Raw genomic sequence first — 16860 nt, forward strand, 5'->3', positions numbered from 1 at the left:
TTTTTATTGAATCTCGAATTACCAGATACTGACTCGTTTTTCAGGCGCTAAATACATTTTATCTCCCGCTTTAATCTTGAAAGCATCATAGAACGGCGCTTGATTGACTAAAGCACCATTGGCACGAACTTTATCTGGTGCGTGCGGATCAGTTTTTAAATACACAATTGCTTGTGCTTGACGGGTTTTGGCACGCCAAACTTGCGCCCAGCCCATATAAAAACGCTGCTCACCCGTACGTCCCTCGATCACAGGCGCAGTCTTCCCTGCTAACGAAATTTGATAGGCTTTATAAGCAATCGATAGACCCGAGTTATCAGCAATATTTTCACCCAAGGTCAGTTCACCATTGACGTGATAGCCTGCAATCGGCTCATAGGCATTGTATTGTGCAACCAAAGCTTGTGTTTTGGCTTTAAACTTCTGATGATCTTGTTTGGTCCACCAATTACGCATATTGCCCAATTCATCAAACTGGCTGCCCTGATCATCAAAACCATGACTGATCTCATGCCCGATCACACTGCCAATTCCACCATAGTTCACTGCATCATCAGCATCGATATTAAAGAATGGCGGTTGCAAGATTGCAGCAGGAAAGACAATTTCATTGGAGGATGGATTGTAATAGGCATTCACGGTTTGAGGGGTCATAAACCACTCATCACGATCCACAGGTTTGCCTAACTTATCCAAACTGTCTTGATGCTCAAACTCTCTGGCACGAATTACATTGCCAACCAAATCTCCGTCTTTGACTTCAAGTGCAGAATAATCACGCCATTTGTTTGGATAGCCGACTTTAATCGATAAGCTGGCTAATTTATTTTTAGCCTGCACTTTGGTTGCAGGACTCATCCAGTCCAATTGGCTAATGCTTTGATCATAGGCTTGAATCAGATTCTGCACCAAGGCATCCATACGCTGTTTTTTATCCGCAGAAAAATGTTTCTCCACATAGATTTTACCCAGACCATCGCCCAATACTGCATTCACGGTTTGTACACCACGCTTCCAGCGCACTTCTTGTTCTGCAACATCACGCAAGGTTTTGCCGTAAAATTCAAAACTTTCATCCACAAAAGCCTTGTTTAAGAAGGGTGAAAAATTACTGATCAAGTTCCATTTAAAATACGCTTTCCATACATTTAAAGGCGTTTTATTGATGACTGGATCAAGTGCTTTGAAATAGCTTAATTGATGCACCTGAATAGTCTGAATTTTGTCTTTGACGCCAACCGCCTTCAGATAAGTATCCCAATCAAAGTTACGACTTAACTGATTCAAATCTTTAAGCGGGTAAATATTGTAACGCTTGGATAAATCACGATTTTGAACATTACTCCACTGAATCTTGGCAAGTTCTGTTTCGAGCTTGAGTATGTCTTGTGCATGCTGTGCCGCTTGCTGATCACCAGACAGTTGCAGCATCCGCTCAATATGTTTCAGATATTTGGCGCGAGTTTCGACAAACTTCGGATCATCTTTTAAATAATAATCCCGATCTGGTAAACCCAAACGACGCTGTGCCAGACCTGCAATCATCACATCAGAGCGTTTCATATCTTGATCAATACTGATATCAAACGGCGTTCTAACCCCGATACGTGAGAAATGCCCCATTAATTGAGCAAGCTCTTGTTTATTTTGAATCGCATCCACACCTACCAATTCTTGCGTTAATGGTGTAATTCCTTGCATTTCAATTGTTTTTTCATCCATAAAGCTGGCATACAGGCTTGCAACTTTTTGTTCAACCGTTCCTGTTGCCCATTTTTTTGTACTCAGCGCTTCAACAATAGTATGCAACTGATTGGTCGATAGCTCATGTAATTCGTTGAATGCGCCCCAACGTGATTTATCTGCGGGAATCTCAGTCTCTTTTAACCATGTGCCATTCACATAGTTATAAAAGTCATCATTGGCAGACACGCTTTGATCAATATATTGTTGGTCTATACCTGAAATTTTTTGTGTTGGGGAGGATTGAATTGCTTGATCTGCCCATACAGTTACAGTAAAGGCAGTCAGTGCAAGCGCCAATGCACTTTTGAGCAATATAGGTTTCATGATTTATCCTATTTATTTAGGTTTTAAGCGATACAAGAGAGAAATGAAAGATCATTAATTTTATCAAGCGACTATAGTGAAGTACTTTGATCAAATAAAGTCATTTTCGTTGTAATATATATTCACTTTTCACATAAAAACCACAATTTAAGCCAATAAAAAAGCCTTAGCATCGAACCAAGGCTTTCTTAATCTAAACTGTTCAAACTAATCTAATATTTTTTCAAACGCTTTAAGACGCTTATGAATCGATAGCAACTCGATGATAGTTTTCCATGAACTAATCAGATATTGGAAAGAATCTCGAACATTACTAAAAACATTCGAGATCTGTTGAAATAAACCAAGGGTTAACAAACCTGCCGAAATAGATGGGAATAACACGACTAGCTTATATAAAATATCAAGTTGTCCATACCAGTTTGCGGTCAAATTAAAATAAGAATAATGGAAGTATAGGCGGAAATAGTTTTTTCTTACTTGAGCAAATAGCTCTTTTAACTTGGCGGGCTGAGCATATTCAATATGATCTTCACCATAAACCAACTCTTTACGGTAAGCAGCCTCGACTTTCTGATTATTAAATTGTAGACCTGGCAATTTTATCCCAACAACCATTAAAAGTATGGTACCAAAGACCGCCCATAACACAGCAGCCCATACTAATGAATATTTAACCTCGCCAAAAATAGGTAATGCAGGTACATGATTTGATAAGATAAAAAGTAATGGTAAAAATGCAATAAGCGTCATAATCGCTTTAATAAACTCTACACCCAAGTCCTCAACAATCGTTGCAAAACGCATAGTATCTTCTTGCACACGTTGTGAAGCACCTTCGATATGTCTCAATTTTTCCCAATTCTCGACATAATATTCATTCATCGCTGTACGCCAACGGAAAACATAATGGCTAGTAAAGAATACATTGATCGTTGCCAAGGTCACATACACCATAGCAATCCATAAAAAAACCGTCAATTCATTATAAAGATCCATAATATTCCCTCCTTTTGCAGAGAGCATACTTTGGACTAAATCCCAAAATGGTACATACCATGCATTAATCGCAACATTCGCTTGTACGGCAAACCAGATATTAAAGATGATAAAGGCGGATCCCCAAATCGACCAAGGTTGCCATTTATTGGCTGAAAATATCCGCCAAAAACCAGCAAATAGTGCTGTTGCGGTAATAAACCAAGAATAGAACCAAAGCGAAGAAGGTGCCCAGAAGCGACTAACACCAATTGGCAACTCTGCATTGGCATAACCTTTGGCAAAACCTAGATATTCACCCCAGCTATGACCACCGGTGTACCACAGCAACATATTGAGGGATAACCATACGATGACGGAAATAAAAAACAAACGCGGGTTCGGAAAGAAAGACTTAAACATCTGTTTAACAATCCTTGTTATGTAGCGAGTTATTTGAACAAGCCATCCTATGACCTGAAACTTAAAACTGTCTGATAAGAAAGTTTGATGATTTGTAGTTATTTACCTGTTTTTTCGCCTTTTTAATAGCTTTTTGTAGATGATTTACAATTTGTTTTTGCCCGAACATAAGTTTAGTAAATGGACTCAAGTACTTAAGTCCATTACAAGGCTCATAAAATAAAGGCTTAGCGTGGCGCTGAAGTACTCATTTTTAAGGCAATATCCTGTTGCTCGCTTGGCGTTGGGAAGCTCTTGCTTTGAATTGCCCATTGAATTTCGGCGAGTTTTTCATTAGCAGCATCTACACCTGCCTGCATGGTCATTTCTCGACCTTTGACATCAAAGATATGTGCTTTTTCACGCAAGTCAGGTTGAATCACAATATCTGCTTCTTTAAGTTCCTCTTCGGCCAAACGCCCTTGCATGATATTGATATTCTGATTGAACAAACCCCAGACATTACTGGTTTCAGTATGAATCGGCTGAGCCAAGATATCCACGGCGATGACCACATCTGCACCCAGTTCACGTGCAACCTGCACAGGTACAGGGCTGACTAAACCACCATCAACATACTCAACATCATGAATTTTAGTCGGTACAAACATACTTGGAATGGATGCAGAAGCCCGCACTGCCTGCCCGGTATTACCATAATTAAAGACGGTTCGGGTGCCATCTTTTAATTCAGTTGCCACCACATACATTGGGATTTTCATCTTTTCTAATGGCAGGTTATGCACTTGCTCATTGATATAGTCTTCCACTTTTTTACCGTCAAAAAAGCCCTTTAGACTGACATTGACTTCGCGCACATCATTGGCTTTGAGTTTTAACGCAATATCGCGTAATTCGGCAGGACTTTTACCACTGGCATAGATTGAACCAACAATACTGCCTGCACTGGTCCCCACAATAAAATCTGGACGAATGCCTTGCTGCTCTAAGACTTCAATCACACCAATATGGGCATAACCACGCGCGCCACCACTGCCCAACACCAATGCAATCACAGGACGCTTTTGCTGCTGTTTGATGGCATTAAAGGGTTGGCTTACAGCTTGAGCTTGGGCATCTTCAATGACAGGTTTTAAATGTGAGGTACTTTGGCAACCAGCCAAAATTGCCATTGAAAGACCCAACATCCATAATTTAAGCTGTTTCATACGCCGCGATTGCCATATTAACCATATCTCAGATCCGAATTTTAGCGTTTAGCACATCTAAAAACTGTAGCAATTTTTTGTATTTGTCATCAAAAAGACATAAAAAAAAAGCTCCTCGAAAGGAGCTTTTTTATGATTTTAGTTTTGCTTTGACTGTATTACCAAATATCAGAATCAACTTTTTTCTTTAATTCTGGATAGTTATCAATCTTAAACTCAGGCTCTTTAATGCCGCGCTTCAACTGAGAGGTATAGTCTTTTAACAGAGTCCGTGCCATAGGGGTTAACAATAAGATTGCGATCAAGTTAATCGTCGCCATGATCCCCATAAACAAGTCTGCCATTGACCAAACCAATGGAACACTGCCAATCGCGCCGAAGTACACCATCACCAATACAAAGATTCGGAAGATGAACATCACTTTCGGATTGTTATTGATAAACTGCACATTACTTTCTGCATAGGCATAGTTACCAAGTACAGCGGAATAACAGAATAAGAACAACAGCACTGCTAGGAAGTCAGCCCCCCAATGTCCGACTTGAGTCTCTAAGGCACGCTGTGTCAGCTCTACCCCGACAAAGCCCGCATCGTGATAAACACCTGACACCAAGATAATGATCGCAGTACTGGTACACACAATGAACGTATCAACGAATACACCAAGCATTTGCACCAAGCCTTGGTTCACAGGGTGTTTCACATCCGATGCTGCGGCAGCGTTTGGTGCAGAACCCATACCCGCTTCGTTAGAGAACAAACCACGCTTGATCCCTTGCATCATCGCCATCGAAATCATGGCGCCAAAGAAACCGCCAGCTGCAGCATTAAACTGGAATGCTTCAGTGAAGATCAGTTTAAAGATACCAGGTAGCAGTTCATAGTTGCTGATGGCAATATACATCGCCACTGCAAGGTAGAGACCAGCTTTGAGTGGGACAAACATTTCTGCGAATTTGGCGATACGTTTGATACCACCAAAAATTGCCAAGGCAACCATAACAACCAGTGCAAGGCCTACCCATGAAATTTCTAGATCAACACCACCTAAGTGTGCTACCAGATTGGCTTTGTCCCAACCCCAAGCATGTGAAGATGCATTGGCAATCGCATTGATTTGAACTGAGTTGAATACGAAACCATAGGTAAAGATCAAGGCCAGCGCGAAGATCACACCAAAAGTTTTACTGCGTAAGCCTTGGGTAATATAGTAGGCTGGTCCACCCCGAAACTGCTTACTATTGCTATCTCGTACCTTAAAGAGCTGCGCAAGCGAAGACTCAATAAAAGCCGAGCTCATCCCCAATAATGCAGTAAACCACATCCAGAACACCGCACCCGGACCACCAATTGCAATGGCAATGGCTACACCCGCAATGTTACCGACCCCAACACGACTGGCTAAACCCGTTACAAATGCTTGGAATGGCGTCAATCCATGTGAATCTTTCTCTTCACCTTTAGTACGACTGCCCTTCATCACCTTGATACTGTGGAAGAACATTCGAATCTGCACTGCTTTTGTTGCAACAGTATAGAAAATACCAACCGCAAGCAGGAAAACAACGAGGAAGTCCCATAAAGGATCATTGAAAAAACTTACCCAAGCCATCAGGGTGTCATTTAATTTTTCATTCATCACTTATTCGCTTTTAACTATTTTATGTACATCCGTACATATACGATAACAATGGATGAATCAAAAAAGCCCCGCTTGGGGCTTTTGATCCGACTTAGGCAAAGAATTTCAAAATTAATTGAATTACTGTTGCGTTAATTAAATCGACGAAGAACGCACCACAAAGCGGAACAATCAAGAAGGCTTTATGAGATGGTCCATACATATTGGTAATCGCTTGCATGTTTGCAACCGCAGTTGGTGTCGCCCCCATACCAAAACCACAGTGACCTGCCGCCAATACCGCTGCATCATAGTTTTTACCCATAACGCGGAAGGTAATAAATGCAGCATATAATGCCATGGTAATGGTTTGCGCACCTAAAATAACGACCAGCGGGCCAGCCAAATCAGCCAACTGCCATAATTTCAGTGAAAGCAATGCCATTGCAAGATAAAGTGATAATGATGCATTACCAAACACATCAATTGCACGGTCAAAGATATCTACTTTTAATACGCTTTCTAAGACATTACGTAAGATCACTCCCCCGCCAAGCGCCCAAACGAATGTTGGTAACTCGAACCAAGTGCCCTTACTGAAACCTGTCATGAATTCTGCAAACGCCAAACATGCGGCAAACATACCCAACGTGGTAATCGCATTATCAGCCGTAATTAAACGAACCTGATGTGGATTTTCAAATGGTGCAAGCTCGTCAGGATGTTGATCTAAATGCGTATCGCGATTTTTGATTTCAGCTGGGGTCTGTGCTTGAGCAAGGCTATAACGGTTAATTAACAACTTCGCCAATGGACCACCGATAATACCACCGATAATCAGACCGAAAGTTGCACTCGCCATACCTAAAGCCAACGCACCTTGAATCCCATGCTGAGTCTCAAGAATTTCACCCCACGCACCTGCGGTACCATGACCACCAGTCAATGTGATTGAACCTGCAATCAAACCCACTAAAGGATCAATGCCCAGCATCGTCGCAAGGCTCATACCCACAGCGTTCTGTACCACAATAAAGGATGCGACACAGACCAAGAAGATCACTAAACCAATACCGCCTTCTTTCAACTTCATGAAGTTCGCACTTAAGCCAATCGAAGCGAAGAAGATCAACATGAAACTGGTTTGTAATTCACTACTAAAAACAATACTGTAACCCCAAAGTGAGTGTACAAGTAGTGAAAGTACCGCTGCAACCAAACCACCAGCGACTGGCTCAGGAATGTTATAGCGTTTTAAGAAGTCAATTTTATTAACGAGCAAACGTCCTAATAACAAGACGATGACCGCCGAAATTAGGGTATAGAAACCATTAAAAGTAAATTCCATATCTTCTTCCGTTTATTTTATTCGTTCTAGCGATGGTTTTTTCACCACATTGAAACGCATAAAATAGTAACTCTCAAAATGAGTGAAAACTCAATCAACTTAATAAAAAGCATACAGTTCTAAGCAAGAACTGAGGTCTGTTCAGTTGATCAGTTTTCACGGATGATTTACACCTACAGGATAGATGGCTTAGAAGTTATAGCGAGCCATGGCCCCTACACGATTATCCTTACCTTTTTGTCCATCAAAGGTTTTACGTTCGCCGTAGACATACTCTAGACCAAACGTAATCGGTGTGACTGGTGAATACATGATATTCCACCAACCTTGTTGCAAGGTTTTGTTCTGTGCAGCATCTTTTGCAATCACCGCTTGTTTAGCAAAGTCATTGCTATCATCAGCAAACATGGCGCCATAAGCCAACGTGCTACGTAATTTAGGATTAATTTGATATGTCGCACCGAGCGTCAACGCATCAAACTCATTTAGGTTTAAACCCAAATTATTCGGGTTTACGTTGTAAGCATTGTTGGTATACAACAAGAATTTGCTGTCACCTTTGACATGCGAGTAATCAATCATCGCCTGTAAAGCATCGCTGAACTTATATTTCGCACCAAGCGCAACACCCCAGCCTAATTCTGAATCATCAGCACTGAGCTGTTTGTCATTGTTATAGGCAGCTTTACTGCGGGCTTCAGTAAGTAACACACGTGCAGAACTTGTACCCTGACCTTCAGCAAAATCATATTTTAATTTTGAAGTTAACGCAGGTGCACGGTTATCATCATTGCCTTTTTCTAAGGCAACGAAATAATGTGTATTCGGATTAAATGCACCACTATAACGAACCATTGGTGTACGGTAAGTACCAATACCCAGTGGTGAGTTGAAATCTAGCATTTCTGGCTGTAAATCTGTTGCCAAGAAAGTCGAAGTGGTTTGACCAAATAACCAATCATTAAAGGTTAAATAAGCATGACGGATACGAATGGTGTCATTGCTGCTACCACCACGGAAGTCAACTTCCAGTTTACCGCCGACTTCTGCGCCTTCCACAGGCGCTTTAAAATCCAGCCCTAAACGCGTAACCGTTGCCGTGCTATAGAAACGATCACTGTTCTTTTCAGCGCCTTCTAAATCCACTTTATTGATACGGTTAAAGATCCCGTCACCACCTTTGGCTTGATAAGAAGCATCGCCACGCAAGAAACCATGTAATTTAACTTCTGCGCCAGAAGCAGTGTTAAACACCAATTGTGATTTCTTTGGAACCGCAGGTGCAACCGCTGCATTTGCAGGGTGATCTGGATGTGTTTCCTTAAAATTAGAATGTTCCTTTACTTGAGCAAGGTCATTTTGTTGTTTTGCTTGGGGAACATATTGCTGTAATAACGCTTTTAATTCCTTCACTTCATCACGAAGTTGCTGAATCTGTTCTTGCTCAGTAGCAGCATGCGTGTTGTTCATCATTAAGGCTGCAACTGTAAGTGCTAAACCTTGCATGATAAACGGCTTACGGATGAGAGATAAACTCATGAGAAGCTCCTTGTATATGGTGTATATTTCAACATTTCCCACAGATGTAAAATTGGATAAATTCAATACATCTGTAAATAGAAAATTCCCCCTCACCCAATCAGTAAGGAAAGCCTAATCAATTTTTAAAAAGGGCGTATTATGCATAAATTTCGGATATTGTGTGTACTTTTTATTTAAGGAGTTTTACCCATTTTCATGACAATAAAAAAATAATTTTTCGATTTCATTATGTTACTAATAGTTTTCTTTTTCACACAAACTGCACAAAACTTTAAAAATGAGTAACAAGACACATTAATTCTTTCTTTTTAGCGGTCACTTTTTATACTCAATTAAATTTTTCCGTGAAAATCATCACTAAAGTTTATTTATTGATTTATAGTCTGCGGATACGACAAAACCAACATGATCAGGAGTTTTTATGAACACGGAACAGGTCCGCTATGTAGATGAAGCGATTACATCTCGCCATTCAGTCCGTGCATTTTTAGACACCCCGATTGAGACGCAAACCATTAAAGATATTTTAGCGGTTGCCAGTCGCGCACCTTCAGGGACTAATGTCCAGCCATGGAAAGTTTATGTGGTGACAGGGCAAAAACGCGCAGAGATGATAGACCGTGTCTGTGCCGCACAGATTGAACTATTACAAAAACCAGAACTGGCAGTGCAATATCAAGAAACCTTTGCCTATTATCCTGCAACGTGGATTTCACCGTTTATTGATCGTCGTCGTGCCAATGGTTGGGGACTGTATGGCTTATTAGGCATTCAAAAAGGTGAAAAAGAAAAAATGGCAGCGCAGCAATTGCGTAACTTCCAATTGTTTGATGCACCCGTGGCCCTATATTTTACCGTCAATAAAGTTATGGGCATCGGTTCAAAAATGGATATTGCCATGATGATTCAAAATGTCATGGTGGCTGCTAAAGCGCGTGGCTTAGACACATGTCCACAGGCGGCATGGAATCATTTTCATCCAATCGTGCTGGATATTTTGGGCGCACCAGAAGATGAAGAACTGGTCTGTGCAGTGGCTTTAGGTCATGCTGACCCTGAGCATATTGTGAATACCTTTATTACACCGCGTGAACCCGTTGAAAACTTTACGGTGTTTTTAGACTAGACCTTTAAACAAAGCAGTTTCTCTAAGCTGAGAGACTGCTTTGCTGTTTTCCAACTTTTAAAATGGCAAAAAAACCAGCACTGGTAAATAAAAGCATCATGATGCCCATGTTTAGAGATGCCTTCCACACCAAGAAATTCAAAATAATCCCTGCCAGTAAACCACAAGCAAACTGCATACTGCCCATGATGGCACTGGCCGTACCTGCACGTGCGCCTTGCTGAGACATCGCCAAAGCCATGGCATTCGGCCCTGTTAAACCAATTCCTGATACCACCAAGAATAAACCTGACATTAGCAGTAATAGCGGTGCATCCACCATCAATCCAGCAGTCAGCACAATCAATGCCCCAAAACATTGGATTAAACCACCCAAACGTAGGCGTTGAAAAATTCCCATGCGAGTATTCAAATGTTTATTCAGCGAAGACATCAACATGATCCCAGCGGCATTTAAGGCAAAGGCATAAGAAAAATGCTGTTGCGACAATCCATATTGCCCCATAAACACTTCTGAAGCCGAGCTGATGTAGCAGAATAAGGCTGCCCCAGTTAGACAACCTGCAAACATCGGCACACGGAAACTTTCATCTTTTAAAATTGCCCCATACAGCGTACTGACTTGATAGGCTGATAATTTTAAACGGCGCTCAGCGGGAAGTGATTCTTTAAAGAAGAAATGCACACAAAGCCAGCACATTACGCCAATCATCGATAAAGTGATAAAAATTGCTTGCCAAGGGAAGAAATTCAGAATCCATGCCCCAAAAATGGGCGCAAGAATCGGAGCCAGCCCCATCACAATCATCATGCTGGAAAATGCTTGTGCAGAACCCTGCATATCCAGACGGTCACGAATGGTTGCCCGTGCCATCACCACACCTACACAACCACCCAAGGCCTGAAAAATACGTGCGGCGATCAAGGCCCACTCATTGGTCGCAAATACGCAGGCCAAACTGGCAATTGCATACAAGGCCAAACCAAAATATAAAGGCTTTTTTCGTCCAATCCGATCACTGACTGGGCCATAGATCAACTGACCAATCGCCAGTCCCAAGAAATACGCAGGTAAGGTATTGGCCACCATTTGTGTACTGACCCCAAACTCATCTGCCATTTGCGGCAGTGCAGGTAAGTACATATCAATCGATAGCGGCCCTAATGCGGTTAACAAAGCAAGCAACAAAATCCATGCTGTTGAATATTGACGCTGATTGGTTTGCTCTGTCTGCATAATACGCTACTTTTCATCTATATCTGGATTCTAAGCTTAGCATCCTCCATGAATTTGTGCATAATAAGAATGATAAAATCGATTGTAGAATACAAGAAGGACACCCCTTGAATCCTTGGTTCGGACGTTTAAAACAAACAACCTATAACACCACGTTGATGTATAACGTGCGCATGCTCATTGCCTTTACTGGGACTGCTTTTGTTCCCTACCTTTTAAATTTTCAATTAGCTACTATTCCACTGACTTTAGGTGTAGTTGCAGCCGCGATCAGTGATATCGACGACCGTTTTTCTGTACGTATCCAGAACCTGATCTATACCTATATTGGTTTCTTTATTACTGCTGCTTCAGTTCAATTGTTATTCCCCTACCCAGTTGCCTTTGCCATTGGGCTCATTGCGTCATGTATCGGCTGGATCTTATTGGGTTCTTTGGGTCGCCGTTATGCCACCATCGCTTATGGTTGCTTAGTAACATCTGTCTACACCATGTTGGGCGTGCATTTATTTGATCAATGGTATATTCAGCCTGCACTTTTAGTCGCAGGTGCAGCTTGGTATGGCTTGCTCTCTACCATTAGCTTTCTGCTTTTCCCTGTCCGAAAAGTTCAGGATCAACTTTCAGCTTCCTATTCAGCCCTCGGTAGCTTTTTATTTGCTAAGTCAAATCTATTTGATGTGGACATGACGCCTTCAAGCTATCAACAAAGCATGATTGATATCGCCTTGGAAAATGGCAAATTGGTGGGGATCTTCAATGACCTCCGTATGTCGTTATTGACTCGTTTGAAGGGCGACCGAGGACAAAAAGATACTCGGCGCAGTCTGCAATATTATTTTGTGGCTCAAGATATTCATGAACGCGCGGACTCAGCCCATATCGATTATCAAAAGCTGGCAAAGGTCTTTCAGCACAGCGATATCTTATTCCGCTTTCAACGGATTTTATCTATTCAAGGCAAAGCCTGTCAGGACTTGGCACAATCCATTTTAAGCCGTACCCGTTATGTGCATAACAAGCGCTTTAAACACAGTTTTGAAAATTTAAGGCTGTCCTTAGAAAAATTGCGTGAAGACGGACATTATGATCAGGTGCGGGTAAATGCCTTATTTGCGCTCTATCAAAACCTGAAGTCAATTGATGCGCAATTACAGAACCTAGAGACCGAACGGAATCTGCAAAAGATCGATGCGGAACATGCAGAAAGTCAGCTCAAAGATGATGATCTCAAAGGCTGGAATGACATCATGGTTCGGGTGAAACAGCACCTCACACCTGAATCGGTACTCTTCCGTCATGCCGTGCGTTTATCCATCGTCCTCTTTATTGGTTATCTGTTTATCCAGATGACCAATATTGCTTATGGTTACTGGATTTTATTAACGGCATTGTTTGTCTGCCAACCCAACTTCAACGCCACCAAGCGACGTTTATATCTACGTATCATCGGAACCCTGATCGGGATTATTGTGGGTTTAGCGATTATCTATTTTATTCCTTCAATCGAAGGTCAATTGGTCATGCTGATCCTGAGTGGTGTCCTATTTCTGGAACTGCGCAGTAAACAATATGCACAAGCCACTGCCTTTATTACCATTCTCGCCTTAATCAACTTTAACCTAGATGGCTCTGCATTCGCAGCAGGTTTACCCCGTTTTATTGATACCGTGATTGGCTGTGCTTTGGCATGGTTTGGGGTTAGCTTTATCTGGCCAGACTGGAAGTTCCGTAGATTGCCCCGCTCAATTCAACGCTCCTTACAGGCGCAATGTAAATATCTGGCCGAGGTGGTGGAACAATATCATCAGGGCCGTAACAATGCCTTGAACTACCGAGTGGTTCGACGCGCTGCGCACAATACCGATGCAGAAGTCGCTTCATTGATTTCAACCATTGCAACTGAACCCAACATTGATGTGAACCGAAAAAGTTTGGCTTTTGAATTTTTATGTCTCAGCCATACCTTTTTAAGTTATATCGCAGCCTTGGGGGCACATCGTGAACAAATTCAAGATCAGGAAGTGCTGAGCTTACTCGATCAAGCTTTGGATGATATTCAAGGTGCCTTGCTCAGAGATGAAGTCCCTGATTTATCAGCACAAAATCTAATGCAAACCATTCGTGAACGCTTGGGCCGCAATGATGACAACGACCCGAAATCGCTGATTATTTTGCAGCAACTTTCGCTCATGCTGAGTGTATTAACACGCTTAAGTATGTTGAAACAAAGTCTGAGCCATGAACCGAATGAAGATGGTACCGAATTTGCTTCACTTTAAAGGCTGTTGTGAATGCAATCGCCACCGATGTTCGCCATTGGCATAATATCTTTGCATGCCAATAGATGTTAAACTAAACCCAGTTATATACTCATTTTTTATACTATGACCGCCAAAACGCTATACGCTTATACGCTACAACCTGTTCCTTACGAAGTTTCTGAAGCTGAACAACGTCAAGCTCAACTGATGATTTGGCGTAGTACCAACAAATTCAGCCGCAAAGCATGGATGATTATGATTGCACTGGTTGTGCTTTCATTGGTTGCTGCAGGACTTATTAAATATTATTCAACCTACTCAACCGTGATTTGTTGGGTGGTGATTGTGAGTGTGGTGCTGTTCTATTTGATCAAACGTTTTGGTCTGGAATGGTACGTTAAACGCAAGATGACTGAATTCCCTGTACAGGAAATTAAAGGTCTACGTTTAGGTGTACAACCTCACGGTATTGTGATGCGCCAAAAAATGGGCCTGCAAGAAGGTACTGCAACCATTGGTTGGAAAGACATTTACGAATGGTATAGCTCTCCTGACTTTATTTTGGTGAACTTCAAAGTAAAAGCAAAAGGTGAAGAACAACAAGGTGCCTATATTTTGCCAAAACGTATGGACTCAAAGAATTTCTCGTTCAATACCATACGTAGACATTTGAATGAAACAGTTGGCGCAGCCAAATCAATCTAAACCTTAAAGATTGATCCAAAACCTCCCTTGATGGGAGGTTTTTTACTGGATGAATAAAAGAAAAATTTAAGGATAAGGTCGTTATTTTATTTATTTTTAAAATGCATCGGCTAGTTATTCCAGTCTATGCGCCGATCTAAGAATGCATGCCTCGAGTTTAGCTTTGGCTCAGATTGTAGCTTGCCAAAATACTCAAGCTTCTGATCATCTTTAATGTCAAAACGTTTCATCCATGCTTCGGCTCGATAACCTTTAAGCAGAGGTATTTCTTCTGTATCGTAATTGCCTCTATGCAGCGTCTGTATCCTTTCGGCTCGTAATGGCTTCAGAATACGATTGAGTAAGACATAAGGTGCAGGCAGAGGGTCAACTTCGTCAGAACCACTTAAAGGGAGATTGCCTGCTTGAATCACGATGCCAGCCCCATAATCGTACCCAATAAACCAGCTCATTGGTAACTCACTATTTAAGGCTTTTTCTTCACGAATTTGATTAAACCATTCCGTGTTAATCGCAGTTAACCAATTTACAGTTTTAATGCCGTGAATTAAATTATCTGATTCTAGATAAGGGTTACCAATATCCATTGCCCACATTTTTCTTGAAAAGAAAGCTTCTGTTGGTTCATTTTTATCACTACGAATTCTAGAAATTAAACAAGCATAACCGGCATAGCCATGATGAGCTTTTAAACGGCGAGCACAATTCAAAAACAGTTCAATAAATGCCTTACTGTGCTCTTCTACCCATTCAATCGGCATGGCAAAGGTTAGAGAAGGTTAGAGTTAGAGTACTTTGATGAATATCCATTTTACTTTGCCATTTGCTTATGCCCCCTATATAAAACTCCCATGCTCCCGTCTCATACTTCTCTTTACCACTGGTATATAAAAAATTATATGGACTCATTTGACTATAAAACTGAAATACCTCTCTTATGGATCTTGATTTGTCGAATTGTATACAGTCACCTCCTGCGCCTTTGGGTGGCTCTTCTTGCCAAAACCAGGTGAGATGTTGCTTAGCAAAACCTAGATAATCATCAAAACATTGGGCAATCGCTTCACGCATTTCATCGCTATAGCCTTCTTTAAAATAAAGCACAGCCCGAATGGCAGGAATAGCCCCAACATAATCTTCTGGACCTTGGGGAGTGAAAATACCTCCACCAATTGCGCCTTTTTCCTGTTGGTCAGCCCAAACTTTATAGTCTTCTTGATTTTTAAAATGCAAAGACCTACCCCCAATCAACACGCCGATCTAAGAATGCATGTTTCGAGTTTAGCTTTGGCTCAGATTGTAGCTTGCCGAAATACTCAAGCTTCTGATCATCTTTAATGTCAAAACGTTTCATCCATGCTTCGGCTCGATAACCTGTAATTAATGGATTTTCTTCATTATTATGATTCCCTCGATGTAGGCTTCCAATTTTTTCAACACGTAACGGCTTTAAAACTCGATTTAAAAGTACATATACCGCTGGTAATGGATCTTCATCTACAAATCCATTTAAAGGTAAGTTACCTGCCTGAATAATTATGCCTGTTCCATAGTCGTAACCGATAAACCAACTCATCGGTAATTCACTATTTAGGGCTTCTTCTTGAATCTTATTAAACCATTCATAATTAATTGCAGTGAGCCAACTGACAGTCTTTATTCCACTAATTAAATTATTAGATTCTTTTGTAGGACTTCCAACATCCATGGCCCACCACTTTCGAGAAAAATAAGCTTCGGTTGGTTCATTCTTATCCTCTCGAATTTGAGAAATAATACTGGCATAGCCTGCATAACCATGATTGGCTTTTAAGCGTTGCGCGCAGTTAATAAATAGTTCAATAAATAGTTGAGTATTTTCTTCAACCCAATGTATTGGCATAGAAAAAGTTAAACTGCTTTGATATATTCCCATTTCAGATCGCCACTTACTAACGCCGTTAACAGCAAACTCCCAAGCACCTGTTGCAAACTTTTCTTTGCCGCTGGTGTATAAAAAATAGAAAGCCTTCATAGGACTATATTTTTTTAAACTATCTCGTATAGGTTTTGCTTTATCGAAGGTTGTATTTTCGCTTTCACTTTTTGGTGGTTCATCTTGCCATTGCCAAGTCAAATGTTCTTTGGCGTAGGCTTGGTAGTCATCAAAACATTGTGCAATCGCTTCACGCATTTCAGCGCTATAGCCTTCTTTAAAATAAAGCACAGCACGAATGGCAGGGATTGCCCCAACATAATCTTCAGGTCCTTGTGGAGTGAAAATCCCTCCACCAATTGCGCCTTTTTCCTGTTGATCTGCCCAAACTTTATAATCTTCTTGATTTTTAAAATGCAAAG

General features: G+C 41.2%; 11 protein-coding genes and 1 pseudogene. 3 read left to right on the plus strand and 9 right to left on the minus strand.

Translation table 11 applies throughout. The features are described 5' to 3' along the window. Positions 1-18: 18 nt before the first annotated feature. The 6 genes from NG55_RS15895 to NG55_RS15920 form a co-directional block, all read right to left on the minus strand. Positions 19-2070 carry a M13 family metallopeptidase gene (locus NG55_RS15895; protein ID WP_065343778.1) on the minus strand — a complete coding sequence of 684 codons (2052 nt, stop codon included), beginning with the start codon at positions 2068-2070 and terminating at the stop codon, positions 19-21. Positions 2071-2277: 207 nt separating this feature from the next. Next, positions 2278-3471 carry a peptide antibiotic transporter SbmA gene (gene sbmA, locus NG55_RS15900; protein ID WP_065343779.1) on the minus strand — a complete coding sequence of 398 codons (1194 nt, stop codon included), beginning with the start codon at positions 3469-3471 and terminating at the stop codon, positions 2278-2280. A 227-nt stretch (positions 3472-3698) separates the two neighbouring features. Next, positions 3699-4679 (minus strand): patatin-like phospholipase family protein, encoded by a 981-nt coding sequence (locus NG55_RS15905; protein WP_065343780.1) that lies wholly within the window; start codon positions 4677-4679, stop codon positions 3699-3701. Between the two features lie 158 nt (positions 4680-4837). After that, positions 4838-6319 (minus strand): alanine/glycine:cation symporter family protein, encoded by a 1482-nt coding sequence (locus NG55_RS15910; RefSeq protein WP_065343781.1) that lies wholly within the window; start codon positions 6317-6319, stop codon positions 4838-4840. Positions 6320-6413: 94 nt separating this feature from the next. After that, the gene (gltS, locus tag NG55_RS15915; protein WP_004652335.1) at positions 6414-7649 is read right to left on the minus strand and encodes a sodium/glutamate symporter; all 1236 of its coding nucleotides are present in this window, start codon (positions 7647-7649) and stop codon (positions 6414-6416) included. A 189-nt stretch (positions 7650-7838) separates the two neighbouring features. Continuing rightward, entirely contained in the window at positions 7839-9188 is a 1350-nt protein-coding gene (locus NG55_RS15920; RefSeq protein ID WP_065343782.1) for a DcaP family trimeric outer membrane transporter, read from the minus strand. Between the two features lie 424 nt (positions 9189-9612). Here NG55_RS15920 and NG55_RS15925 point away from each other — a divergent pair, with 424 nt between their 5' ends. Continuing rightward, the gene (locus tag NG55_RS15925) at positions 9613-10317 is read left to right on the plus strand and encodes a nitroreductase (RefSeq protein WP_065343783.1); all 705 of its coding nucleotides are present in this window, start codon (positions 9613-9615) and stop codon (positions 10315-10317) included. Between the two features lie 22 nt (positions 10318-10339). Here NG55_RS15925 and NG55_RS15930 read toward each other — a convergent pair whose 3' ends face one another. Beyond that, entirely contained in the window at positions 10340-11554 is a 1215-nt protein-coding gene (locus tag NG55_RS15930; protein ID WP_065343784.1) for a multidrug effflux MFS transporter, read from the minus strand. A 107-nt stretch (positions 11555-11661) separates the two neighbouring features. Here NG55_RS15930 and yccS point away from each other — a divergent pair, with 107 nt between their 5' ends. Next, positions 11662-13836, plus strand: coding sequence for a YccS family putative transporter (yccS, locus tag NG55_RS15935; RefSeq protein WP_016541442.1), 2175 nt, complete (start codon positions 11662-11664; stop codon positions 13834-13836). A 105-nt stretch (positions 13837-13941) separates the two neighbouring features. After that, positions 13942-14523: a YcxB family protein gene (locus NG55_RS15940; RefSeq protein ID WP_016541443.1), complete on the plus strand. Its 582-nt coding sequence runs from the start codon at positions 13942-13944 to the stop codon at positions 14521-14523. Between the two features lie 110 nt (positions 14524-14633). Here the strand turns inward: NG55_RS15940 and NG55_RS15945 are convergent. Both NG55_RS15945 and NG55_RS15950 read right to left on the minus strand, forming a co-directional pair. Beyond that, positions 14634-15756: pseudogene (locus tag NG55_RS15945) on the minus strand (type VI immunity family protein). A gap of 4 nt (positions 15757-15760) precedes the next feature. Beyond that, on the minus strand, positions 15761-16858 hold the full coding sequence (locus NG55_RS15950) for a type VI immunity family protein (RefSeq protein ID WP_065343785.1): 1098 nt from the start codon (positions 16856-16858) through the stop codon (positions 15761-15763). Positions 16859-16860 lie beyond the last annotated feature (2 nt).

The organism is Acinetobacter gyllenbergii, from assembly GCF_001682515.1.
GTDB lineage: Bacteria > Pseudomonadota > Gammaproteobacteria > Pseudomonadales > Moraxellaceae > Acinetobacter > Acinetobacter gyllenbergii.